25 protein-coding genes are annotated in these 23416 nt (G+C 58.1%); 13 read left to right on the forward strand and 12 right to left on the reverse strand.

Going from position 1 to position 23416, the window contains the following annotated elements; translation table 11 throughout:
* Positions 1–10 precede the first annotated feature (10 nt).
* Positions 11–232, forward strand: a complete 222-nt coding sequence (locus tag AK59_RS0115505) for a non-oxidative hydroxyarylic acid decarboxylases subunit D (protein ID WP_029883182.1) — start codon at positions 11–13, stop codon at positions 230–232.
* 93 nt (positions 233–325) lie between these two features.
* Here AK59_RS0115505 and mutS read toward each other — a convergent pair whose 3' ends face one another.
* Positions 326–2887 (reverse strand): DNA mismatch repair protein MutS, encoded by a 2562-nt coding sequence (gene mutS / locus AK59_RS0115510; RefSeq protein WP_029883183.1) that lies wholly within the window; start codon positions 2885–2887, stop codon positions 326–328.
* Between the two features lie 523 nt (positions 2888–3410).
* Between mutS and AK59_RS0115515 the strand changes: the two genes are divergently transcribed.
* Positions 3411–4226, forward strand: a complete 816-nt coding sequence (locus AK59_RS0115515) for a winged helix-turn-helix domain-containing protein (RefSeq protein ID WP_029883184.1) — start codon at positions 3411–3413, stop codon at positions 4224–4226.
* Positions 4223–4702 (forward strand): membrane protein, encoded by a 480-nt coding sequence (locus AK59_RS0115520; RefSeq protein ID WP_013098483.1) that lies wholly within the window; start codon positions 4223–4225, stop codon positions 4700–4702. Before AK59_RS0115515 ends, AK59_RS0115520 begins: the two co-directional genes overlap by 4 nt.
* Here AK59_RS0115520 and AK59_RS0115525 read toward each other — a convergent pair.
* The gene (locus AK59_RS0115525; RefSeq protein WP_013098482.1) at positions 4680–4925 is read right to left on the reverse strand and encodes a SymE family type I addiction module toxin; all 246 of its coding nucleotides are present in this window, start codon (positions 4923–4925) and stop codon (positions 4680–4682) included. The genes AK59_RS0115520 and AK59_RS0115525 overlap by 23 nt on opposite strands.
* Before the next feature lie 174 nt (positions 4926–5099).
* On the opposite strand from AK59_RS0115525, the gene AK59_RS0115530 reads away from it, so the two are divergent.
* Positions 5100–5444, forward strand: coding sequence for a nitrous oxide-stimulated promoter family protein (locus AK59_RS0115530; RefSeq protein WP_028028023.1), 345 nt, complete (start codon positions 5100–5102; stop codon positions 5442–5444).
* 5 nt (positions 5445–5449) lie between these two features.
* On the opposite strand, the gene AK59_RS0115535 is transcribed toward AK59_RS0115530, so the two are convergent.
* The 10 genes from AK59_RS0115535 to hypA form a co-directional block, all read right to left on the reverse strand.
* Positions 5450–6670, reverse strand: a complete 1221-nt coding sequence (locus AK59_RS0115535; RefSeq protein ID WP_029883185.1) for an MDR family MFS transporter — start codon at positions 6668–6670, stop codon at positions 5450–5452.
* A 14-nt stretch (positions 6671–6684) separates the two neighbouring features.
* The gene (locus AK59_RS0115540; protein WP_029883186.1) at positions 6685–7446 is read right to left on the reverse strand and encodes an ABC transporter ATP-binding protein; all 762 of its coding nucleotides are present in this window, start codon (positions 7444–7446) and stop codon (positions 6685–6687) included.
* A complete protein-coding gene (locus AK59_RS0115545) occupies positions 7446–8483 on the reverse strand; it encodes a FecCD family ABC transporter permease (RefSeq protein WP_013098478.1) in 1038 nt (345 codons plus the stop codon). The genes AK59_RS0115540 and AK59_RS0115545 overlap by 1 nt, the downstream gene beginning before the upstream one ends.
* On the reverse strand, positions 8483–9481 hold the full coding sequence (locus tag AK59_RS0115550; RefSeq protein WP_029883187.1) for an ABC transporter substrate-binding protein: 999 nt from the start codon (positions 9479–9481) through the stop codon (positions 8483–8485). Before AK59_RS0115550 ends, AK59_RS0115545 begins: the two co-directional genes overlap by 1 nt.
* Positions 9482–9632: 151 nt before the next feature.
* On the reverse strand, positions 9633–11705 hold the full coding sequence (gene flhA / locus AK59_RS0115555; protein WP_029883188.1) for a formate hydrogenlyase transcriptional activator FlhA: 2073 nt from the start codon (positions 11703–11705) through the stop codon (positions 9633–9635).
* Between the two features lie 62 nt (positions 11706–11767).
* Complete coding sequence (gene hypE, locus AK59_RS0115560; protein WP_029883189.1) at positions 11768–12778, reverse strand: hydrogenase expression/formation protein HypE; 1011 nt, start codon at positions 12776–12778, stop codon at positions 11768–11770.
* Positions 12775–13896: a hydrogenase formation protein HypD gene (gene hypD, locus AK59_RS0115565; protein WP_020689281.1), complete on the reverse strand. Its 1122-nt coding sequence runs from the start codon at positions 13894–13896 to the stop codon at positions 12775–12777. The genes hypE and hypD overlap by 4 nt, the downstream gene beginning before the upstream one ends.
* Positions 13897–13898: 2 nt before the next feature.
* Positions 13899–14171 (reverse strand): HypC/HybG/HupF family hydrogenase formation chaperone, encoded by a 273-nt coding sequence (locus AK59_RS0115570; RefSeq protein WP_020689280.1) that lies wholly within the window; start codon positions 14169–14171, stop codon positions 13899–13901.
* Positions 14162–15025, reverse strand: coding sequence for a hydrogenase nickel incorporation protein HypB (gene hypB / locus AK59_RS0115575; RefSeq protein ID WP_020689279.1), 864 nt, complete (start codon positions 15023–15025; stop codon positions 14162–14164). Before hypB ends, AK59_RS0115570 begins: the two co-directional genes overlap by 10 nt.
* A gap of 3 nt (positions 15026–15028) precedes the next feature.
* Positions 15029–15379, reverse strand: coding sequence for a hydrogenase maturation nickel metallochaperone HypA (hypA, locus tag AK59_RS0115580; protein ID WP_014833056.1), 351 nt, complete (start codon positions 15377–15379; stop codon positions 15029–15031).
* A gap of 210 nt (positions 15380–15589) precedes the next feature.
* Between hypA and hycA the strand changes: the two genes are divergently transcribed.
* From hycA to hycI, 9 genes are all read left to right on the forward strand, one after another.
* Positions 15590–16054 carry a formate hydrogenlyase regulator HycA gene (gene hycA / locus AK59_RS0115585; protein WP_013098469.1) on the forward strand — a complete coding sequence of 155 codons (465 nt, stop codon included), beginning with the start codon at positions 15590–15592 and terminating at the stop codon, positions 16052–16054.
* Positions 16055–16124: 70 nt separating this feature from the next.
* Entirely contained in the window at positions 16125–16733 is a 609-nt protein-coding gene (locus AK59_RS0115590) for a 4Fe-4S dicluster domain-containing protein (RefSeq protein ID WP_013098468.1), read from the forward strand.
* On the forward strand, positions 16730–18544 hold the full coding sequence (gene hycC / locus AK59_RS0115595) for a formate hydrogenlyase subunit 3 (RefSeq protein WP_029883190.1): 1815 nt from the start codon (positions 16730–16732) through the stop codon (positions 18542–18544). Before AK59_RS0115590 ends, hycC begins: the two co-directional genes overlap by 4 nt.
* A 1-nt stretch (position 18545) precedes the next feature.
* Positions 18546–19469, forward strand: coding sequence for a respiratory chain complex I subunit 1 family protein (locus AK59_RS0115600; RefSeq protein ID WP_029883191.1), 924 nt, complete (start codon positions 18546–18548; stop codon positions 19467–19469).
* Between the two features lie 15 nt (positions 19470–19484).
* Complete coding sequence (gene hycE, locus AK59_RS0115605; protein ID WP_029883192.1) at positions 19485–21194, forward strand: formate hydrogenlyase subunit HycE; 1710 nt, start codon at positions 19485–19487, stop codon at positions 21192–21194.
* A 9-nt stretch (positions 21195–21203) separates the two neighbouring features.
* On the forward strand, positions 21204–21746 hold the full coding sequence (locus AK59_RS0115610; RefSeq protein WP_029883193.1) for a formate hydrogenlyase complex iron-sulfur subunit: 543 nt from the start codon (positions 21204–21206) through the stop codon (positions 21744–21746).
* Positions 21746–22513 carry an NADH-quinone oxidoreductase subunit B family protein gene (locus AK59_RS0115615; protein WP_014833050.1) on the forward strand — a complete coding sequence of 256 codons (768 nt, stop codon included), beginning with the start codon at positions 21746–21748 and terminating at the stop codon, positions 22511–22513. The genes AK59_RS0115610 and AK59_RS0115615 overlap by 1 nt, the downstream gene beginning before the upstream one ends.
* On the forward strand, positions 22510–22920 hold the full coding sequence (locus AK59_RS0115620) for a formate hydrogenlyase maturation HycH family protein (RefSeq protein WP_014833049.1): 411 nt from the start codon (positions 22510–22512) through the stop codon (positions 22918–22920). The genes AK59_RS0115615 and AK59_RS0115620 overlap by 4 nt, the downstream gene beginning before the upstream one ends.
* Positions 22913–23374: a hydrogenase maturation peptidase HycI gene (gene hycI / locus AK59_RS0115625; protein WP_029883194.1), complete on the forward strand. Its 462-nt coding sequence runs from the start codon at positions 22913–22915 to the stop codon at positions 23372–23374. Before AK59_RS0115620 ends, hycI begins: the two co-directional genes overlap by 8 nt.
* The last annotated feature ends 42 nt before the right edge of the window (positions 23375–23416 follow it).

The raw sequence follows: 23416 nt of genomic DNA on the forward strand, positions 1-23416 counted from the left end.
GGAGGAAAAGATGATTTGTCCACGTTGTGCCGATGAGCAAATTGAGGTGATGGCCACATCACCGGTGAAAGGGATCTGGACGGTTTATCAGTGCCAGCATTGCCTGTATACCTGGCGCGATACCGAGCCGCTGCGTCGTACCAGCCGCGAACATTACCCTGAAGCGTTCCGCATGACGCAGAAGGATATTGATGAGGCGCCGCAGATGCCGACCATTCCGCCATTGCTGTAAAAAAAAGCCCGGTGGCGCTACGCTTACCGGGCCTACGGGTTTTGTAGGTCGGGTAAGGCGAAGCCGCCACCCGACAAAACAGACCGCAGAAAACTAAACCAGACTCTTCAGCCGATAAATCCACTCCAGCGCCTGACGTGGCGTCAGTGAATCCGGATCGAGATTCTCCAGCGCTTCAACGGCGGGTGACGTCTCTTCCGCAGGTGCCAGCAGCGACATCTGTGTACCGTCAATCTGGGTGGCCGCCGCATTCGGTGACAGGCTTTCCAGCTCGCGCAGTTTCTGACGCGCGCGTTTAATTACCTCTTTAGGCACACCCGCAAGTGCCGCGACGGCCAGGCCATAGCTCTTGCTCGCTGCCCCCTCCTGCACCGTGTGCATAAAGGCGATGGTATCGCCATGCTCAAGCGCATCCAGGTGGACGTTTGCCACGCCCTCCATTTTCTCCGGCAACTGCGTCAGTTCAAAGTAGTGCGTGGCGAACAGCGTCATGGCCTTGATTTTATTCGCCAGGTTTTCCGCACACGCCCATGCCAGCGACAGTCCGTCGTAGGTTGAGGTGCCGCGTCCGACTTCGTCCATCAGCACCAGACTGTGTTCTGTCGCGTTGTGCAGGATATTGGCGGTTTCCGTCATTTCGACCATAAAGGTGGAACGGCCGCTGGCCAGATCGTCCGCCGCACCCACGCGGGTGAAGATACGATCGATGGGGCCAATCTCCACTTTCTGCGCCGGAACGTAGCTGCCTATGTAGGCGAGCAGGGCGATAAGCGCCGTCTGGCGCATATAGGTACTTTTACCGCCCATGTTCGGACCGGTAATGATCAGCATTCTTCGCTGCGGCGACAGGCTCAGCGGGTTAGCGATGAACGGCTCGTTCAGTACCTGCTCCACCACCGGGTGGCGGCCTTCGGTAATGCGAATGCCGGGCTTGTCGGTAAAGGTCGGGCAGGTATAGTTCAGCGTTTCAGCGCGCTCAGCCAGATTCACCAGCACATCCAGCTCCGCCAGCGCACCAGCGCTTAACTGCAGGTCCGCGAGGTGTGGCATCAGCATGTCGAACAACTCGTCGTAAAGCTGCTTTTCCAGGGCCAGCGCTTTGCCTTTCGAGGTGAGAACTTTGTCCTCATACTCTTTCAGCTCAGGAATGATGTAGCGCTCAGCGTTTTTCAACGTCTGGCGACGCACATAGTGAATCGGCGCCAGATGGCTCTGCCCGCGGCTGATCTGAATATAGTAACCGTGGACTGCGTTATAGCCGACTTTCAGGGTATCGAGCCCGAGACGTTCGCGCTCGCGGATCTCCAGCTTGTCGAGGTAATCCGTTGCGCCGTCAGCCAGCGCGCGCCATTCATCCAGCTCTTCGTTGTAACCAGGGGCAATTACGCCACCGTCGCGCACCAGAACCGGCGGCGCATCAATGATAGCGCGCTCCAGCAGATCGCGGAGCTCAGCAAACTCGCCCATGGTTTCGCGCAGTTTCTGAACCGGTGCGCTGTCAACGTCGCTCAGTTGAGCACGCAGTTCCGGCAGCTGCTGGAAGGCATGACGCATTCGTGCAAGGTCGCGAGGCCGCGCCGTGCGCAGTGCCAGGCGAGCCAGAATACGCTCCAGATCGCCCACCTGACGCAGCACAGGCTGCAGTTCGGTGTAGCGATCCTGCAGCGCGGCAATGGTCTGCTGACGACAAACGAGCGTATCCGTATCGCGGACGGGCATATGCAGCCAGCGCTTCAGCATGCGGCTGCCCATCGGCGTCACGGTGTTATCGAGGACGGATGCCAGCGTGTTCTCAACGCCACCCGCCAGGTTCTGGGTGATCTCCAGATTCCGGCGCGTGGCCGCATCCATAATGATGCTGTCCTGCTGGCGCTCCATGGTGATAGAGCGGATATGCGGTAGGGCGGTGCGCTGGGTGTCTTTCACATACTGCAAAAGACAGCCCGCGGCGCACAATCCGCGCGGGGCGTTTTCCACCCCAAAGCCAATCAGATCGCGGGTACCAAACTGCAGGTTGAGCTGCTGGCGAGCGGTATCAATTTCAAATTCCCACAGCGGACGGCGGCGCAGGCCGCGACGACCTTCGATCAGCGCCATTTCGGCAAAATCTTCGGCATACAGCAGTTCCGCCGGGTTGGTGCGCTGCAGCTCGGCTGCCATGGTTTCCCGGTCAGCCGGCTCGCTCAGACGAAAACGCCCGGAGCTGATATCCAGCGTGGCGTAACCAAACCCTTTGCCGTCCTGCCACAGGGCCGCCAGCAGGTTATCCTGACGCTCCTGGAGCAGGGCTTCGTCGCTAATGGTGCCTGGCGTGACGATACGCACGACCTTGCGTTCAACCGGGCCTTTTGAGGTGGCCGGATCGCCGATCTGCTCACATATGGCAACCGACTCGCCCTGATTCACCAGCTTGGCCAGGTAGTTTTCTACCGCATGATGCGGAATGCCTGCCATCGGGATGGGTTCCCCTGCCGATGCGCCACGTTTGGTCAGAGAGATGTCGAGCAGCTGCGATGCCCGTTTAGCATCGTCATAAAACAGCTCGTAAAAATCGCCCATGCGGTAAAACAGCAGGATTTCCGGATGCTGCGCTTTCAGCTTCAGGTACTGCTGCATCATTGGGGTATGGGCGTCAAAATTTTCAAGTGTACTCATTAGGTTACCGTGTCCATTTTTTTCAATTTCAATGAGTTGTCTTTTTTATTGTCAGGTTTCTTACTCTCTCATTGGAACGCATGACAGCCTGCGTTTCTTATCATGAATCGTTCACGGACCATGATAACGGACTCTGCTGGACAGGAAAACAGACGTGCAGGCTCTTTCGACTAAAATGCGCACCTGATTCCAGCGATGCTGAAGACGTGGGCCTGTCTTGCCGCAATTGCGACAGGCACGCTGGTCCGGTAACGCTAAAGGAACACCGCGCGATATTCCTTGCGTATTAAACGTAAACGGGAATAAAGGCGTCAGAATATAACGTCATCCTTTTTTTCTGTTTCAGAAACGTATTTGTCTTCGATGTGGGTATAATATTCTATTATGCTCACATTATTTTTATTTCGGTGTTACTGCTGAACAAACACCATAACTTACTGCTTTGACAAGGAATATTCGCAGAGTATACTTGCTAACTCTGGCAACAGTTTTCTGATTCTGTTTATTGCATAGTGAGTCTCATATGTTCTGGATAATTAACGATAATATTAAATTTTGTCCAGAGAAAAACTTACTTGTCTCTATGACCCGACCGGAGTTGAGCGTCATTCTGACCACGCCAGCCAGTCGTTGTCTGGTTCTTCTGCTTGAGTCCGCCCCGGAAGTGGTTAATCAAAGGGATTTCTTCACTAAAGTTTGGGGTGAAGACGGAATGTTAGTTCCGGCCAATACCCTTTATCAGAATATCTCCATTATCCGGCGTGGGTTGCGCACGACGGGAGAGACTGACGACACGCTGGTTGCCACGGTACCCAGAAAAGGGTTCCAGATTAAAAAAGAAGTTAAGGTCAGCCGAATTGAAAACGACGTAACAGAATCAGAAAGCGCGATAGCAGAAGCCCAGCCTGTCACCGGCTCGAAAGAGGTGATTGCGGAAACTGCTGCCGTTCAGGTGAAAGATAAGACCCCGCGTCATTACTATCGTCGCTATCTTCCACTGCTTTTTATGGCCCTCTCTTTTGGGCTGGGCTATTTTATTCTTCATCTGGCGGTCCATGACTATTCCAGAAAAGACTTTTTTAAAGACTACACCATAAGCAGTACGGAAAATGGCTGCCATTTTTTCTCACGAAACGATGATATTAAAAGCAGGGGTAACTTCACGCGTTATAAGCAAATTATCATGCGAACAGGGCTCGATTGTAAAAAATACCCCTGGGCCTACTTCTCTTCATCCAGCACGGCTCCGGCACTTTCTGTACTCATTTGCAGAAAACCGTATGAGCAAGAAGAAGATGCAGGATGCGTTACGCTTTATTTTAGGGGGTACAATCAGTGACTAAAAAGTCTACTGCCATCCTGTGTCTCGTCCTGTTTGCCGTTGGGGCGCTGACGTCCTGGCTTTATCATTATCACTTAGAAAAAAAACAAAATACGGAAGCCTGTTCAGTTTCTGTTGTTGTTTACCATGAAGATGCCCGCGCAAACCTGACGCTGGATTTTATGTACACCATGCAAAAGCAGACCGGGGTCATCGCGCTAAGCGGGACATATTTTAAAAACGACAAGGCGATAGCCTCTATCCGCCGGGATGTGTCTTATATCTGGACCGAAAACAAAGACTCTTTCCAGTTTACCTCCGTGAAGATCCATGAGGTTAATGAAGACTCCCTGCCGGATAATGTACTCGGCGACGTGTTGCCTGATTTCTTTATTTATCCGAACCATAAATTGAACTATACCATTCTGAAACAAGGGCCCAGAGGGTTTCTATTTACCGTCGGTAAGCGTCCTATTTTCTTCTGCTCTCGCTGAGATCTTCTTTCAGTAGTTCGATGACAATTTTCCCCTGTTCAACCCCCACCCTGACCTGAGAGTGGGTAGTAAACCCTGCCTGCTCCAGCCAGTCGCCTTTTAAGCTCAACGCCGCATGTACGCTGTAACGTCGCGGGATTTTGGTCTTCCGGTCTTCGTGACGCTTTCTGAAATAACCGACTTTTAAGTGGCGATAGTGTTTGGTCGTGGCGATCTCTTGCATATAGCCTCCGTAACGATGAGCGACGCGTGTTGTTAATGCCTGTATAAAATACCAGTAAAAAAGGGTGGGGGTGGGCTTAATAGTGGAAGGCGGCTTCAGAAAACGAAATGCAACGACTGAAAAGTGGCAGATAAAGGAGTATTATCAATGCATGTTTTTAGTCGGTGAGCCGCTATGTCTGGTAAACGTATTTCACGGGAAAAAAAGACGATCGCCAGAATGATCGCTCTGTATGAAAAACAGTGCCCGGAGGCTTCTCAGGAAGAGGGACATTATCAGGCGCTGAATGCCTATGCAGATAAGCGTCTGGATAAGTGCGTCTTTGGTGAGGAAAAACCGGCCTGTAAACAGTGTCCGGTACACTGCTACCAGCCCGCCCGGCGTGAAGAGATGAAGCAGATTATGCGCTGGGCGGGGCCCCGCATGCTGTGGCGTCACCCCATCCTTACGGTACGCCATCTGCTTGACGATCGTCGCCCGGTACCGGAATTACCGGAAAAGTATCGCCCGAAAAAGTAACCGTCTCAGCGTGTGAAAGGGCGACAAATGATCTTCATGGCGATCGCGCTGCATAGCGGGAACAGGGCCAGCAGCAGCCAGGGGGACATCGCCTGCGGCGAAGGGACAAGCGCACGATCCAGCAGACTGCCAAACAGCAAATTCCCCAGCAGCACCGCAACACCGCCTGCGGTGGCGAGTGCGCCGTAGTGCGCGCCAAGCGTCGATTCCTCCGCAAAGCGAGGAACCAGATCTTTCGCCGAGGGCACCAGCAGCATTTGCCCAAGCGTTAATAGCGCCACAAAACATACCGACGGCAGCAAGCGCAGCCAGCCTTCCGGCGGCACCGTCGGGGCGAACACCGCCACGCTCGCAAAAGATGCCGAGAGCAGTAAAAAGCCCACCGGCAAAATTCTCACCGCGCCCACGCGTCGTGCAAAGCGGGCCAGCGGAAGCTGCAAGGTGATGATCAGCACAGAGGCCAGCATAAACAGGGGGCCGAGATCTTTCTCGTTACCACCGGCACGCTGGATCTCTACGGGCAGCGCCAGATAGAGCTGGTTGTAGCTCAACAGCCACGAGCTGTAGGCGATGATAAAGGCGACAAAGCGCGGCTGACGGAAGGTTGTCCACCAGGGAACAATATTGAGTGCCTGCTTGCTGTGTTGCGCAGCCGGAAGGCAGAAGTAGAGCACAATCAGCGCGACGACGAAGACCCCCGCCCCCGCCAGCGCCACCTGGCGAAACCCCAGCCCCGTGAGCAACGCCCCGACAACCGGGCCCAGCACCGCGCCGAGTTCACCGCAGACGGCAAACAGCGCAAACCACTCTGCACGGCTGCGTTGACCTTTAGTCTCGCTATGCGTACCCGCCCTGGCCAGCAGCGCTTCGATGGAGGGAGAGAACAACGCGCCGCCAATACCAGTCAGACAGGCGCCAAGGATGATGGGCCAGAGCGCGTGTCCAAATGCCAGCAGCAGATACCCCGCAACGCGAATGACGCAGCCGCAGAGGATAATGATTTTGGCACCAAAGCGGTCTGAGAGCGCACCGCCGACGATGAACATCCCCTGCTGCGAAAAGGTACGCAGCCCCAGAATCAGCCCGATAAGGCCGCCGGAAAGCAGCATGTCGTCGCGCAAAAAGATCGCCAGGAAGGGGACGACCGCGTAAAAACCGATGTTAAACACAAACTGGCTGCCCAGTAAGACGGGCGGCCAGAGCGTTGTGGCAGGGCGCAGGGGCATCATGTTACGGGCGCTTAAACGATAAAGTGAATGTGCTTTTTGCCATGGAACGGCGAGATCTCGATTTTGGTTTTGACCCGAAAAACGTCCCAGAGCAACGCCTCAGAGAGGATCTCCTGCGGCGTTCCGGTGGCCACGATTTGCCCCTGCTGCATCACAATCAGCGAATCGCAGAACATCGATGCATGGTTGAGATCGTGAATAGCCACAATGCTGGTCACCGGCAGGTCGCTTATCAGGTGCATCAGCTGCATCTGATGGTGAATGTCCAGGTGGTTGGTCGGTTCATCCAGCAAAATTTCTGTAGGCGTCTGCGCCAGCGCCCTGGCGATATGCACGCGCTGGCGCTCCCCACCGGAGAGGCTCAGCCAGCCCTGATCGCTTTTTTCCAGCATATCCACCCGCTGCAGGGCGGCGGTAACGGTCTCGTCATCCTGCTTGCCCCAGTTCGAGAACGGGGAGTGATGCGGGATGCGACCAAGTTTGACAACATCGCGAACGCGCATATTGGCATCGGTCATGCCGTGCTGTTCAACGAAGGCCACCCGGCGCGCAAGCTGCTTTTTGGCGATGCGGGAAATGTCCTGACCGTCCAGCGTCACACAGCCCGCATCCGGGCGGCGCAGGCCAGCCAGAATGCGCAGAAGCGATGATTTACCGCAACCATTAGGGCCAAGCAGTCCTACCGTTTCACCGCGCGCCACCTTGAGCGACACGTTATTGACGATGACCTTTTTGCCTACCTTCCAGGTAATATTTTCAGCGCAGATACTCATTACTTATTCCTTGAGCGGTAGATGATCACGGCAAAGAACGGCACGCCAACCAGGGCGGTTACCACCCCGACGGGCAGACTTTGCGGGGCAATCAGCATGCGCGAGGCGATATCTGCCAGCACCATCAGGATCGCCCCCGCCAGTGCGCTGGCAATCAGCAGGGTTCGATGCAGAGGACCGAACAAGAAACGCATGACGTGCGGAACCACCAGCCCGACAAAGCCGATTGAGCCGGCCATACTGACGATGGTTGCAGTAATCAATGCGGTGGTGGTAAAGAGCGCCAGGCGCACCCAGGGGACGGCAATCCCCAGCGAGGCCGCGGCGTCGTCACCAAAGGTAAAGGCATCCAGCGCCCGGGAATAGTAGAGGCAAATGGCTAACCCAATCAGCACCACAACCAGTGCCAGCTGGAATTCAGGCCAGCGTACACCGCTAAAGCTGCCCAGCAGCCAGAACATCACATCACGCGCCTGCTGCGCGCTGGCAGAGGTGCTGATGGTATAGGCGGTGATGGCGTTGAAGAGCTGAGAGGCAGCAACGCCCGCCAGAATGGTGCGCTCGTTGCCGCCGCGCGCGCCGTTGGTCAGAAAGGCGACAAACGCAAAGGCGGCGAATGCGCCAGCAAACGCGCCCGCAGAGAGCGACACCGCGCCGGTCCCCATCCCCAGCACCACGACGGAAACCGCGCCGGTGGACGCCCCCGCAGAGACGCCGAGCACGTAAGGTTCAGCCAGCGCGTTTTTCAGCAGGCTCTGCAAAACCGCGCCGCAGATAGCCAGCCCCGCGCCGCAGCAGGCCGCCACCAGCGCGCGGCTCAGGCGGAAGTCCCAAATCACGCTCTCATAGATGCGGTTGAGCGGAACCGCGGTCAGCCCCAGCTTATTACCGATAGCATAAAAGACATTGGACAGCGGAATCGACAACTCTCCGACGCTTACGCCTAGGGCGATCACCAGAAACAACAGGACAATAGCCAGCAGGGCGGAAGTGGTCAGGAACAGGCCCTGTCGGGCCTGAAGTACAGCTGCCGTCATCAGTTCAGCCCCAGTTTTCTGAGCTGTTCGCCCACCTGTTCAGCGCCATAAATGGTACGGATCGTCGGGTTCATTGCCTGGCCGTCCATCACCACGATATGGCCTTTTTTGACGGCCTCAAGCTGGCTGACGGCCGGATCGCTTTTCAGGAATTTGATTTTCTCTTCCGCGTTATCCAGCGCCCAGCGGTTACGGTCGAGGCTTGAGACCACAATCACGTCCGGGTTAGCGGCAATGATGCTTTCCCAGCCCACGGTTGGCCATTCGGCCTCGGCGGTGATGGCGTTATGGCCACCCAGTACGTCAGCGATAAAGCCTGAGGCGCTGTTTTTACCGCCCACGTAGGCATCAGCAGAAGGAGAGGCGCTTGAGAACCAGAACACAAAGGAGAGGTCTTTTTTGCTTTTGCCAAATTCTTTGCGCAGGTCTGCCTCACGTTTTTTGAAGCTGGCGATAACGGCCTGACCACGGTCTTCAACGTTGAAAATTTTGGCGAAATCTTCAATCTCTTTATAAAGGTATGTCATGTCCCACAGCTTCTGGCGGCTGCCGTACATATCGCCCGAGGCTTTTTTAGTGGCGCACATGCCCGGTGATAAATAGCTGTTCACGCCGACGGTAGCCAGATCCTCACGTTTTGCGACCTTACTTTCTGGCCCGAGCAGCAGCGGCAATTGTGCAGGAACAAAATCGGGGTTTTGCGCAAGGATAGATTCCAGCGTAGGAATTTCGACGGTGAGCGTTTTGATTTTGGCATTCTGTTCCGCCAGCTGCGGCAGCACTTTGGTCGGCCAGAAGGCGCTGGCCTTCACCTTATCTTCCAGACCCAGCAGAAGCAAAATCTCAACGGTATTTTGACCAAGGGCCACGACGCGTTCCGGCGCTTTGGTGAAGGTCTCTTTATAACCGCAGTTTTCAATGGTCAGAGGATACGTGGTTGCCAGAGCAGAACTGACCGACGCAACCGCCAGGCCTAACGCGCAGATGACCTTCTTCATTAAACGCTACCCTTCATTAAAGTTATTTTTGATGCAAATGAAACTCATTATTAAGGCGGAATTTTATACAGAGGAAAATATTGTGTGTCAATGAGGGACAATAACGCAGGGTGACAAAAGGCGGTGCCAGAAAGCACCGCCGGAATGCGCCTTAAATCAGGCTCTCTTTATCTATTCCAAGGCGCTTCATGCGCGACAGCAGGGTGGTGCGTTTTAACCCCAGACGCTGGGCTGCCCCTTTCGGCCCGGCCACCACGCCGTTGGTCTCTTTCAGTACGCGGACGATCAATTGATATTCATCTTCCCCGTCCTGGGCCACGTCGGTCGCGGCCGCGGGAGAGTCCGGCAGAGAAACCTCCGGCAGGGAGAGTTGCAGCACATTACCACGCGTCAGCAGCACCGCACGCTCAATGACGTTTTCCAGCTCGCGCACGTTGCCGGGCCACTCCATCGAGGAAAGGGTGCGTAACGTCTCGGCGGGAATGCTGTCGATGTTGCGTCCCATCCGGCGGGCAATTTTGGCGGTAAACGCTTTGACCAGCAGCGGGATATCTTCCGGACGCTCGCGCAGGGGCGGCAGGCAAATCGGGAACACGTTCAGGCGATAGTAGAGGTCGCTGCGAAACTCGCGGTCGGCGACCATTTTTTTCAGATCGCGGTTGGTGGCGGCAATCAGCCGCACGTCGGTCTGAATCAGCTTATTGCTGCCAAGACGTTCGAACTCCTGTTCCTGCAGCACACGCAGCAGTTTAGGCTGTAGCTCCAGCGGCATATCGCCCACTTCGTCGAGGAACAGCGAGCTTTTATCCGCCAGTTCAAAACGGCCCAGTCGCTGGCTGCTGGCACCGGTAAACGCACCGCGCTCATGGCCAAAGAGATCGCTTTCCAGCAGACCCGCAGGCATGGCGGCACAGTTCATTTTCACCATCCGGCGGCTGTTGCGGTTGCTGAGATTGTGGATCGCGCGGGCAATCAGCTCCTTACCCGTACCGGTTTCGCCCAGGATCAGCACTGTACTGTCGCTTTGCGCGACCATCTCCACCTGTTTGAGCACGCTGTACATGGCATCACTGCGTCCGATGATTTCGCCAAACTCGCTGTCGACATTGTTAAGCTGTTCCGTCAGCGCCAGGTTTTCATCCACCAGCCGTTCTTTCAGACGGTGGATCTCCTGATACGCCAGCGCGTTATCCAGCGCGATGGAGATACGCTCGGCAATCTGACGCAGCAGCTTCAGGTTGGCGGTGGTGAACACCCCTTCCTCACACTGCGCCAGCTTCAGAACGCCCAGCATGGTGTTACCGGACATCAACGGCAGCAGGCACAGAGTCTGAATTTTGTTGCCCCAGATGTTAAACAGCATTCGCTCGTAAGGCGCCATCACATCCTGCTCGCTGAGATTGAGCAGCAGGATCTCCTTACTTTTAAACACCCGTTCAGAAAGGGTTCCCGCTTCATCCACCTCGCTCTGCTCATGGGCCGGGTTCGCTTCGTCGAGATAGTGCGTGGAGTAGATGTTGAGCTTGCCCTTGCGATGGCCGCGCAAGGCAATGCTGATGGCGTCAATTTTGAAGTAGTGATGGATCTCCTTCGACACTTCGCTGACCAGCTCATCCATGTCGAGACGGGAGAGCACGGCATTGGTGATTGCCACCAGAATGCGGAAGTTGTCACGCTCACGGCTCAGCAGGTCGTAATCCACATTATTGCTGACGCGGCTTTGGATCTGCTCGGCGACGACGGCCACTATCTGGGTGAATGTGTGCAGACGCTCATATTCCGCCTCGCTCCATGGCTGGTCGGTATTACGGATAAACTCGCAGCCACCAAAAATGTGGCCTTCCACCGCCAGCGGCAGCAGGCTGTAATGACCAAACGGCTGATATAAGGCGCTCCGGGCCAGCATCGGCCACGCCTGACGGAACTCCTCAAAATTGCAGTGCAGCGCTTCCGGCCGGGAAAGAATACGGCGTATCGGCCCGTGAGCGAGATACGTTTCGTCTTCGTATTCAAACGCTTTTCCGTTTTCTCGTGTGGAGAAGTAGCTCGCACGATGGCTCCCGCTATGCCAGAGCACAATGGCGGCGCTGTCTGCCAGTGCAGATTGCCTGACCAGGCGCGTCAGGGCATCGCTCAGCGCACCCAGGTCGGGCTGCTGTAAAAGTGTTCGCGTAATGTCGAACAGACCCTGCTGTCCGAGATCGCTCATCGGTGTATACGGCATAGTGCTTTCCAGTAGAAACGGGCAAAAAAATAAATTCCGTGCCGACCGCTTTTCGCGCGGTTCTAGCAAATGCGGGGTAACGGTTCCGCGTGCGGCAGATCCAGCGTGCGCTTCACGCCATACAGTCCGGCCAGGCGCACCCCTTTGCGCTCAACCACCTCACCAATTATCGCGGCCTCTTTTCCTGACGGATGCGCCCGCAGCTGTTCAAGTACGGCTTCGGCCGCGGCGCGCTCAACGCCTATCACCAGCTTGCCTTCGTTAGCAAAATTGAGTGGATCCAACCCCAGCAGTTCGCACAGTCCGCGAACCGCAGGCTTCACGGGCAGGCTGCGCTCAGTAAGTTCAATACCGCAGCCGCAGCAGGCCGCGAACTCATGCACCACGGCATTGACGCCGCCACGGGTGGCATCCCGCAGGGCTTTCACGCCGGGGATCGCCCGCAGCGTCTGGATAAGCGGGGTGAGCACCGCGCAGTCGCTGCGCAGTTCCCCGTCCAGCCCCAGCCCTTCGCGCAGGTTAAGGATGGTCGCCCCGTGACAGCCCAGCGTGCCGCTGACCATCAGCACGTCGCCCACGGCCAGTTGCTGCGCGCCCCAGTGAATGTCAGCAGGGATCGCCCCCATCCCGGCGGTGTTGATAAAGAGCTTATCCGCCGCGCCGCGCTGCACCACCTTGGTATCGCCGGTGACGATAGCAATCCCTGCCTCGCGCGCGGTGTGCGCCATGCTGCTGACCACCGCCGCGAGCGTCTCCATCGGCAAACCTTCTTCAAGGATAAATCCGCAGGAGAGGTAGCGCGGAATGGCACCACTGACGGCGACATCGTTCGCGGTACCGCAGACGGCCAGCTTGCCGATATCGCCGCCGGGGAAGAATAGCGGGTCAATCACATAGCTGTCGGTGGAGAAGGCCAGCCTGTCGCCCTGGGCGGTGAGGGAAGCGAGGTCAATGCGGGCCTGGTCTTCCTGCTCGGCGAGCCAGGGGTTATCAAAGGCCTCCATAAACAGCCGGTTTATCAGCTGCTGCATCGCCAGACCGCCGCTGCCGTGTGCCATTTCAACCGTGTTCATGCTTCACTCTCCTGGTTGCGGTACTGATACCACGCGGCACATGCCCCTTCGGAAGAGACCATCAGCGCGCCAAATGCCGTTTGCGGGTTACAGGTGTTGCCAAACAACGGGCAGTGGTGGGGTTTACATCTTCCGGTAAGGACCTCGCCGCAGCGGGCCTGGGGATCGTCGCAAACCTGTTGTGGCTGTGGGCGGAAATGCGTTTCTGCATCAAACGACCGGTAGGCTGGGGTCAGGCGTACGCCGGATTCAGCAATCAACCCCAGCCCGCGCCACTCGCTGTCGCCCTCAACGCTAAATACGTCAGCTATCGCCTGCTGCGCCCGTTCATTTCCGGCATCCGGCACCACGCGGCGGTACTGATTTTCCACCGCGCTCAGGGCTGCTATTTTCTGCTCAACCAGCATGGTGACGCCTTGCAGTAGATCAAGAGGTTCGAAACCAGCGACGACTAACGGGCGATGGTAATCGTCAGCGATAAAGCCGTAGGCCCCGGTACCGATCACCATGCTGACATGGCCCGGTGCCAGGAACGCGTCAATGCCGTTGTCCGGGGCGTCCAGCAGGCTGCGCAGCGTCGGGATAAGCGTAATGTGCTGACAGAAAAAGAAAAAATTGGTGACATTGCTGCGTTTTGCCTGCTGCAGCGTGATCGCCGTAGCGGGCATGGTGGTCTCAAAACCCAGCCCGAAAAATACCACCTTTCGGCCAGGGTTATCGGTTGCAAGCTTCAGGGCATCCATCGGCGAGTACACGATGCGCACATCCGCGCCGCGCGCTTTGGCCTGCAGCAGCGAGCCCTTTTTCCCCGGCACGCGCATCGCGTCGCCAAAGGTACAGAAAATGACGTCAGGCTGGCTGGCGATCTCGATACAGCTGTCGATGCGCCCCATGGGCAGCACGCAAACCGGGCAGCCCGGGCCGTGGATAAACTCAATATTGTCCGGCAGCAGCTGATCGAGGCCAAATTTGAAAATGGCATGGGTGTGCCCGCCGCAGACTTCCATGATCCGCAGCGGCTTTTCCGCCGTGTGTTTCAGCAGGGCGGCCCGCGTTTTCAGATGACCGATAAGCTGCATCACCTGCTCAGGTGCGCGGTATTCATCAACGTAACGCATAATTACCGTTCCTCGCCGTACAGCAGCGCGCCGACGTCCGGCTCCACATCGAACATATTCTGCAGGGCATCCAGCGTGTCGCGCGCTTCCGCTTCATTAATCACGCTCATGGCAAACCCCACGTGTACCAGCACCCACTGACCAAGGCGCGAGACGCCCGTCTCATCGGTGCTGCCCACCAGCGTTAAATCGACGTCACGCAATATGCCGCAGACCTCCACTTTGGCCTGGTTTCCGTCAATGGAATGGATTTGTCCAGGGACGCCTATGCACATCGTTCACTCTCCAGCCAGTTTAGCCAGTGCGCCATGCCGTCGCCGCGCGTGGCGGAGACCAGCAGGATCGCAATGTCCGGGTTCACTTCACGGGCATAAGCCAGACATTTATCCACGTCGAAATTCAGGTACGGCAGCAGGTCCACTTTGTTCAGCAGCATCAGCGACGCGGCGGCAAACATATGCGGATATTTGAGCGGCTTGTCTTCTCCTTCGGTCACCGAGAGGACCGCCACTTTATGCCGCTCCCCGAGATCGAAGCTGGCCGGGCAGACCAGATTGCCGACGTTTTCGATAAACAGAATGCCGTTATCCGCCAGCGGCAGACGCGGCGCGGCATCGGCAATCATCTGCGCATCCAGATGGCAGCCTTTACCGGTATTGACCTGAATCGCCGGGGTGCCGGTTTCACGAATACGGGCGGCATCGTTGACCGTTTGCTGATCGCCTTCGATCACCGCGCAGGAGACGCGTTCGTTCAGGCGTTTGAGCGTTTCCGTCAGCAGCGTGGTTTTGCCGGAGCCGGGGCTGGAGACGAGGTTGAGCACCAGCTGTTGACGTGCGGCAAACCGGGCGCGGTTGCGGGCGGCGATCTGGTTGTTTTTATCGAGTACGTTGATTTCTACGTTCAGCATCTGGCGCTGGCTCATGCCCGGCGCATGGGTACCCGCCTCGCCGTGGCCGTAATGAAGATCGCCCATATCGGAGCGTTGAGGCGCAAAGCGAATCCCGGTGAGTGCCGCTGCCGGACGCGGTGCGGGGGTAAAAGGGGCGGAGCGAAACGCGGAGTGAGGACGGTGTTCATCCCCTTCGATATACAGGTTGCCTTCGGCGCAACCGCAGGTACTACACATACTTTACTCCTTCTCGATTTCAAGGCGTTGGATCTGCATCCCGTCATCCGCCACGATGCGAAGGCCGGTGTGCTGACACTGTGGGCAGCGCTGGACCTTCGACGACAGCAGGGTGACGTACTGCTGACACTGCTCGCACCAGCACTCCGCCTGTTGCTCTTCAATATGAAGCTCGCAGCCTTCCGCCAGCGTGCCGCGGCACACCAGCTCAAAACAGAAGGTGAGGGCGCTGGTTTCGACGCAGGAAAAGGCCCCGACCTTCAGCCAGACGCCGGTCACGCGCGTCGCGTGGTTTTGCGCTGCCTGCTGTTCGATGAGTTCCAGTGCCCGCTGGCAGAGGGTGATTTCGTGCATGACGCTTCCTTAATGAATTGCCCCGTTAATGCAATAACAATGCCAGCCTGGTTTTGGTTAGGGGGTGACGATGTCAACGCTGTCGAAATGACACGTCGACACCCTCTTGTTGACAGCCTGTTTTGAATTAAATCCATTAAATATCAATGCATTAAAAACTGGCATGGAATCTGCTTAGCAGCCGCTATCTCCATTAACCGGATACCTTCTATGACTATTTGGGAAATTAGCGAAAAAGCGGATTACATCGCGCAGCGTCACCAGCAGTTACAGGACCAGTGGCACCTTTACTGCAACTCACTGGTCCAGGGGATCACCCTCTCCAAAGCCCGTCTTCACCACGCCATGAGCTGTGCGGCGCAGGGGGATATGCGCTTTGTTTTGTTCGGCCATTTCACGATTTACGTCACCTTGGCCGACACCTTCAACAGCCACACCATTGAGTACTACGTCGAGACAAAAGAGGGTGAAAAACAGTGTATTGCGAAGGCGCAACTAATGGCCGACGGCATGGTTGACGGTCACGTCAGCAACCGCGATCGCCAGCAGGTGCTGGAGCACTATCTGGAAAAAATCGCGCCGGTTTATAACGGTCTGTACACCGCCGTTGAACACGATCTCCCGGTCAACCTGAAGCAGCTGATGGATGAACACGCCTCAGCGGACGTGGCCTGATCATCACGTGTCGAGAAGTGTCGACATGACAGTTTTTCGTCAAAAATGACTATCACCAGAGGATGACCCGGTGAACCGTTTTGTAATTGCTGACTCGACGGTCTGTATTGGCTGTCGAACCTGTGAGGCGGCCTGTTCGGAAACGCACCGCCTGCACGGGCTCCAGTCCATGCCGCGCCTGCGCGTCATGCGTAATGAAAAAGAGTCTGCCCCGCAGCTCTGCCACCACTGTGAAGATGCGCCGTGCGCGGGCGTCTGTCCGGTGAATGCCATCACCCGCGTTGACGGCGCGGTACAGCTGAACGAAAGCCTGTGCGTGAGCTGCAAGCTGTGCGGCATAGCCTGCCCGTTCGGTGCGATTGAATTTTCCGGCAGCCGTCCGCTGCATATTCCGGCGAATGCCAACACCCCAAAAGCGCCACCTGCTCCCCCGGCTCCGGCACGTGTCAGTACGCTGCTTGACTGGGTGCCCGGCGTGCGTGCGGTGGCGGTGAAGTGCGACCTGTGCAGCTTCGATGAGCAGGGCCCGGCCTGCGTGCGCACCTGCCCGACCAAAGCGCTGATTCTGGTCAACATTCGCGATATTGCCCGCACCAGCAAACGCAAGCGCGAGCTGACCATTAATACCGACGTCGGCGATCTTTCTCTGCTTCAGGCGCTTAACGAGGGGGCGAAATGAACGCGATATTCATGATTAACAGCGCCGTGGCGTACTTTGCCGCCGCTGCTGTGCTGGTGTGGCTCCTGTCATTCCATAAAACCCTGAGCGGCTGGATCGCCGGTATCGGCGGGGCGGTGGGCAGCCTGATGACGCTGGCAGCAGGTACGGCAGTGTTACTCAGCGGCCAGACCGCCGAAGCAATGATTCCGATCGTCCGTCATACCGTTCAGCTCACGCCGCTGAACGCCATCTGGCTGGTGACTTTTGGCCTGTGCGGGGTGTTTATCAGCCTGTTCAATATTGACTGGCACCGCCATCAGCACACCCGCGCGAATGGTCTGCTGGTTAACCTGCTGCTGGCGTCGGCGGTCTGCACCGTCATTGCCAGCAACCTCGGCGCGCTGGTGGTGATGGCGGAGATCATGGCGCTCTGCGGCGTATTCCTGACGGGATGTAGCGCCTCCGGCAAGCTGTGGTTTGCGCTCGGTCGCCTCGGCACGCTGCTGCTGGCGCTGGCCTGCTGGCTGGTGTGGCAACGTTTCGGCACGCTCGACTTCGCAGCGCTTAACGGTCAGCCGCTGGGAAATGACGTCTGGCTGCTGGGCGTGGCGGGCTTTGGCCTGCTGGCCGGGATCATCCCTCTGCACGGCTGGGTGCCGCAGGCGCACGCGAATGCCTCTGCACCCGCTGCCGCGCTGTTTTCCACCGTGGTGATGAAAGTCGGTCTGTTCGGCATTCTGACGATCACCCTGACCGGCGGCCAGCCGCCGCTGTGGTGGGGTGTCGCGCTGCTTATCGCAGGTATGGTTACCGCCTTTGTCGGCGGGCTGTATGCGCTGATGGAGCACAACATTCAGCGTCTGCTGGCGTACCACACCCTGGAAAATATCGGCATTATCCTGCTCGGCATCGGCGCAGGCGTGACCGGCCTGGCACTTAATCAACCGGCGCTGATTGCCGCCGGGTTTATCGGGGGGCTGTATCACCTCGTTAACCACAGCCTGTTTAAAAGCACCCTGTTCCTGGGCGCGGGCAGCGTCTGGTTCCGTACCGGTCATCGGGATATCGAAAAACTCGGCGGCATTGGCAAAAAGATGCCGGTGATTTCTCTCGCCATGCTGGTCGGGCTGATGGCGATGGCCGCGTTGCCGCCGCTGAACGGCTTTGCGGGAGAGTGGGTGATCTACCAGTCCTTCTTCGCGCTCGGTCAGAGCGACGCCTTTATCGCCCGACTGCTCGGCCCGCTGCTGGCGGTTGGGCTGGCGATAACCGGGGCGCTGGCGGTGATGTGTATGGCAAAAGTCTACGGCGTCACCTTCCTCGGCGCACCGCGCACGCGGGAAGCGGAAAATGCCTGCTGCGCCCCGGTACTGATGTGTGCCAGCGTGGTCGCGCTGGCGCTGTGCTGCATCGCGGGCGGGGTCGCCGCCCCATGGCTGTTGCCGCTGCTGGGTAACGCCATTCCACTGCCGCTGACCACCGCCCATACCACCGTCTCCCAGCCGATGATGGCGCTGCTGCTGGTTGCCGCACCGCTGCTGCCGTTTGTGCTGATGCTGTTCTTCAGGCGCGACCGACTCCCCTCCCGCTCGCGCGGGGCGGCCTGGGCCTGTGGCTACGAACACGAACAATCGATGGTCATCACCGCCCACGGTTTTGCCATGCCGGTGAAAGAGAACTTCGCTGCCGTGCTGAAGCTGCGCCACTGGCTGAACCCGGTGGGCTGGATGCCGGGCTGGCAGAGCGCCGCTGTACCTGCGCTGTTCCGCCGTCTGGCGCTGATCGAACTGGCGGTGCTGGTGGTCATTGTGATTTCACGAGGAGCCTGACATGAGTCTGTTACTGGCAATACTTCAGGCGCTGGTGCTGTTCGCCGTTGCGCCACTGCTGTCGGGCATCACGCGCGTGGCGCGCGCCCGGATGCACAACCGTCGCGGGCCTGGCGTGCTCCAGGAGTACCGCGATCTCTTCAAGCTGCTCTCCCGCCAGAGCGTGGCGCCGGATGCCGCAGGCTGGGTCTTCCGCCTGACGCCGTTCGTGATGGTCGGCGTGATGCTGACCATCGCCACCGCGCTGCCGGTGGTGACGGTGGGCTCGCCGCTGCCTGCACTTGGGGATCTGATTACGCTGATTTACCTCTTCGCCATTGCCCGCTTCTTCTTTGCTATTGCGGGCCTGGATACCGGCAGCCCGTTTACCGGTATCGGCGCCAGCCGCGAGGCGATGCTGGGCGTGCTGGTCGAACCGATCCTGCTGCTGGGGCTGTGGGTGGCCGCGCAGGTCGCGGGTTCTACCCATATCAGCTTTATCACCCACACCGTTTACCACTGGCCGGTGTCACGCACCCTCCCGCTAATGCTGGCTCTTTGCGCCTGCGCGTTCGCCACCTTTATTGAGATGGGCAAATTGCCGTTTGACCTCGCAGAAGCCGAGCAGGAGCTACAGGAAGGGCCGTTGACCGAATACAGCGGCTACGGCTTTGCGGTGCTTAAGTGGGGCATCAGCCTTAAGCAGCTGGTGGTCCTGCAGATGTTTGTTGGCGTCTTCTTCCCGTGGGGGCAGATGACGCACTTCTCCGCTGGAGGACTGGTATTGGCCGTGGTGGTTGCCGCGCTCAAGCTGCTGGTCGGCGTACTGGTGATTGCCCTGTTTGAAAACAGCATGGCACGTCTGCGCTTTGTCGCGACCTCGCGCATCACCTGGGCCGGTTTTGGTTTTGCATTTTTAGCGTTCGTCTCCTTGCTGGTGGCGTGATTAAAGAGAGTATTTATGTCTGAAGAAAAGAAAGGTCAGCAGTATCTCGCCGCGTTGCATCAGGCTTTTCCGGGTGTTGTGCTGGATGAAGGATGGCAGACCAAAGACCAGGTAACCGTCACCATTAAGGTGAACTATCTGCCGGAAGTGGTGGAATTTCTTTACTACCAGCAGGGTGGCTGGCTGTCGGTGCTGTTCGGCAATGACGAGCGTCAGTTGTGCGGCAATTACGCGGTGTACTACGTGATGTCGATGGAGCAGGGCGAGAAGTGCTGGCTTACCGTACGCGTGGAAGTCGACCCGAACAAGCCGGAGTACCCGTCCGTCACGCCCCGCGTGCCTGCCGCCGTCTGGGGCGAGCGCGAAGTGCGTGACATGTATGGCCTGGTGCCGGTGGGGCTGCCGGATGAACGCCGCCTGGTGCTGCCGGACGACTGGCCGGACGAACTGTATCCGCTGCGCAAGGACAGCATGGATTACCGCCAGCGTCCGGCCCCAACCACCGACAGCGAAACCTACGAGTTCATTAACGAACTCGGCAACAAAAAGAACAACGTGGTGCCGATTGGCCCGCTGCACGTCACCTCTGATGAACCAGGCCACTTCCGCCTGTTTGTTGACGGCGAAAACATCATTGACGCCGACTACCGCCTGTTCTACGTCCATCGCGGCATGGAGAAGCTGGCGGAAACCCGGATGGGCTATAACGAGGTGACATTCCTCTCGGACCGAGTGTGCGGCATCTGCGGCTTCGCCCACAGCACCGCCTATACCACCTCGGTGGAGAACGGCATGGGGATCGTGGTGCCGGAGCGCGCGCAGATGATCCGCGCCATTTTGCTGGAAGTGGAACGTCTGCACTCGCACCTGCTGAATCTCGGTCTGGCCTGTCACTTTGTCGGTTTCGACTCCGGGTTTATGCAGTTCTTCCGCGTGCGCGAGGCGTCGATGAAGATGGCGGAGATCCTCACCGGGGCGCGTAAAACCTACGGTCTGAACCTGATCGGCGGGATCCGCCGTGACCTGCTTAAAAACGACATGATCCAGACCCGACAGCTGGCACAGCAGATGCGTCGCGACGTGCAGGAGCTGGTGGATATGCTGCTCAGCACGCCCAACATCGAGCAGCGTACCGTGGGGATCGGCCGTCTTGATCCGGAGATCGCCCGCGACTTCAGCAACGTTGGCCCGATGGTGCGCGCCAGCGGCCACGCCCGCGACACCCGCGCCGATCACCCGTTTGTCGGTTACGGCCTGCTGCCAATGACCGTACACAGCGAACAGGGCTGCGACGTCATCTCCCGCCTGAAGGTGCGTATCAACGAGGTCTTCACCGCGCTGAATATGATCGACTTTGGGCTCGATAACCTGCCGGGCGGCCCGCTGATGGTGGAGGGCTTCACCTACATCCCGAACCGCTTTGCCCTCGGCTTTGCCGAAGCGCCGCGCGGGGACGACATCCACTGGAGCATGACCGGCGATAACCAGAAGCTTTACCGCTGGCGCTGCCGTGCGGCCACCTACGCCAACTGGCCAACCCTGCGCTATATGCTGCGCGGCAACACGGTCTCCGACGCGCCGCTGATCATCGGCAGCCTCGACCCGTGCTACTCCTGCACCGACCGCATGACCGTGGTGGACGTGCGCAAGAAGAAAAGCCAGGTGGTGCCGTACAAAGAGCTTGAGCGCTACAGCATCGAGCGTAAGAACTCGCCGCTGAAATAAGGACTCGTCATGTTTACCTTTATCAAAAAAGTGATCAAAACCGGCACGCCCACCAGCAGCTACCCCCTGGAGCCGATGCCGGTGGATAAAAACTTCCGCGGCAAGCCGGAGCACAACCCGCAGCAGTGCATCGGCTGTGCGGCCTGCGTCAACGCCTGTCCGTCGAATGCCCTGACGGTGGAAACGGATCTGAAAACCGGCCAACTGGCCTGGCAGTTTAACCTCGGACGCTGCATTTTCTGCGGCCGCTGCGAAGAGGTTTGCCCGACGGTCGCCATTCGTCTGTCTCAGGAGTACGAGCTGGCGGTGTGGAAGAAAGAGGATTTTTTGCAGCAGTCGCGTTTTGCCCTGTGTAACTGCCGCGTCTGCAAACGTCCGTTCGCCGTGCAAAAAGAGATCGACTACGCCATCGCGCTGCTGAAGCACAACGGCGACGCCCGCGCGGAGCATCATCGCGAAAGCTTTGAAACCTGCCCGGAATGCAAACGGCAGAAATGCCTGCTGCCGTCCGACCGCATCGATATCACCCGTCATATGAGAGAGGCCAGCTGATGGAAAACTTACTCGGTCCGCGCGACGAGCGGGGCATTCCGGTGCCAATGACGGTGGAGGAGTCCATCGCCAGCATGAAGGCGTCGCTGTTGAAAAAAATCAAACGCTCGGCCTACGTTTACCGCGTGGACTGCGGCGGCTGCAACGGCTGCGAGATTGAGATCTTCGCCACGCTGTCACCGCTGTTTGACGCCGAACGCTTCGGCATCAAAGTGGTGCCGTCTCCGCGTCATGCCGACATTCTGCTGTTCACCGGGGCCGTCACCCGCGCCATGCGCTCGCCCGCGCTGCGCGCCTGGCAGTCTGCGCCCGATCCGAAAATCTGTATCTCCTATGGGGCGTGCGGTAACAGCGGCGGCATCTTCCATGACCTCTACTGCGTGTGGGGCGGCACCGACAAAATCGTGCCGGTGGACGTCTACATTCCGGGCTGTCCGCCGACGCCTGCCGCCACGCTGTACGGCTTTGCCATGGCGCTCGGCCTGCTGGAGCAGAAAATCCACGCCCGTGAACCGGGTGAACCCGACAATCAGCCTGCGATGATCCTGCACCCGGACATGGTGCAGCCGCTGCGGGTGAAGGTCGACCGCACGGCGCGCAGGCTGGCGGGCTATCGCTATGGCCGTCAGATTGCCGACGATTACCTGCGCCTGCTGAGCCAGGGCGAGCACCAGGTGGCGCGCTGGCTGGAGGCGGAAAACGATCCGCGTCTTAATGAGATTGTGGCGAACCTGAACAGCATTGTGGATGAGGCGCGTATCCGATGAGTGAGACGGTGGTGTTCAGTCAGCTGAGCCGTAAATTTATTGATGAGAACGATGCCACGCCGGACGCGGCGCAGCAGGTGGTCTATTACAGCCTGGCGATTGGGCATCACCTCGGGGTGATCGACTGCCTGGAGGCGGCGCTGAGCTGCCCGTGGTCCGACTATCTGGCGTGGATCGCCACGCTGGAAGAGGGCAGTACGGCGCGGCGCAAAATGGAAGGGGTACCGAAGTACGGTGAGATCGTTATCGACGCCAACCATATTGCGATGCTGGCGAACGCGTTTGACGCGGCGCTGAAACGGCAAACCCCCGAACAGCAGGCGTGGAGCAAAACGCTGCTCAGCATGCTGCATGATATTCATCAGGAAAGTGCCATCTACCTGATGGTGAGGAGATTACGTGACTGACGTTTTACTGTGTGTCGGCAACAGCATGATGGGCGACGACGGCGCAGGCCCGCTGCTGGCAGAGATGTGTGCCGCGAACCCGCAGGGCAACTGGGTGGTGATTGACGGCGGCAGCGCGCCGGAAAACGACGTGGTGGCCATCCGTGAACTGCACCCTGATCGGCTGTTGATTGTCGATGCTACGGATATGGGGCTGAACCCGGGGGAAATCCGCCTGATCGACCCGGACGACATTGCCGACATGTTCATGATGACCACGCATAATATGCCGCTTAACTATCTGGTGGATCAGATCAAAGAGGACGTGGGCGAGGTGCTGTTTTTGGGCATTCAGCCGGACATCGTCGGATTTTATTACCCGATGACACCACCGGTGAAAGCCGCGGTGGAAGTGGTCTATTCACGGCTTGCGGGGTGGGTTGGAAAGGGTGGGTTTGAACCCCTCTCCTCATAGGGGAGAGGGCGTTTTTTGTCCCCTCTCCCTGTGGGCTGAGGG

Source organism: Enterobacter sp. T1-1 (genome assembly GCF_000710795.1).
GTDB classification, from domain to species: Bacteria; Pseudomonadota; Gammaproteobacteria; order Enterobacterales; family Enterobacteriaceae; genus Enterobacter; species Enterobacter cloacae.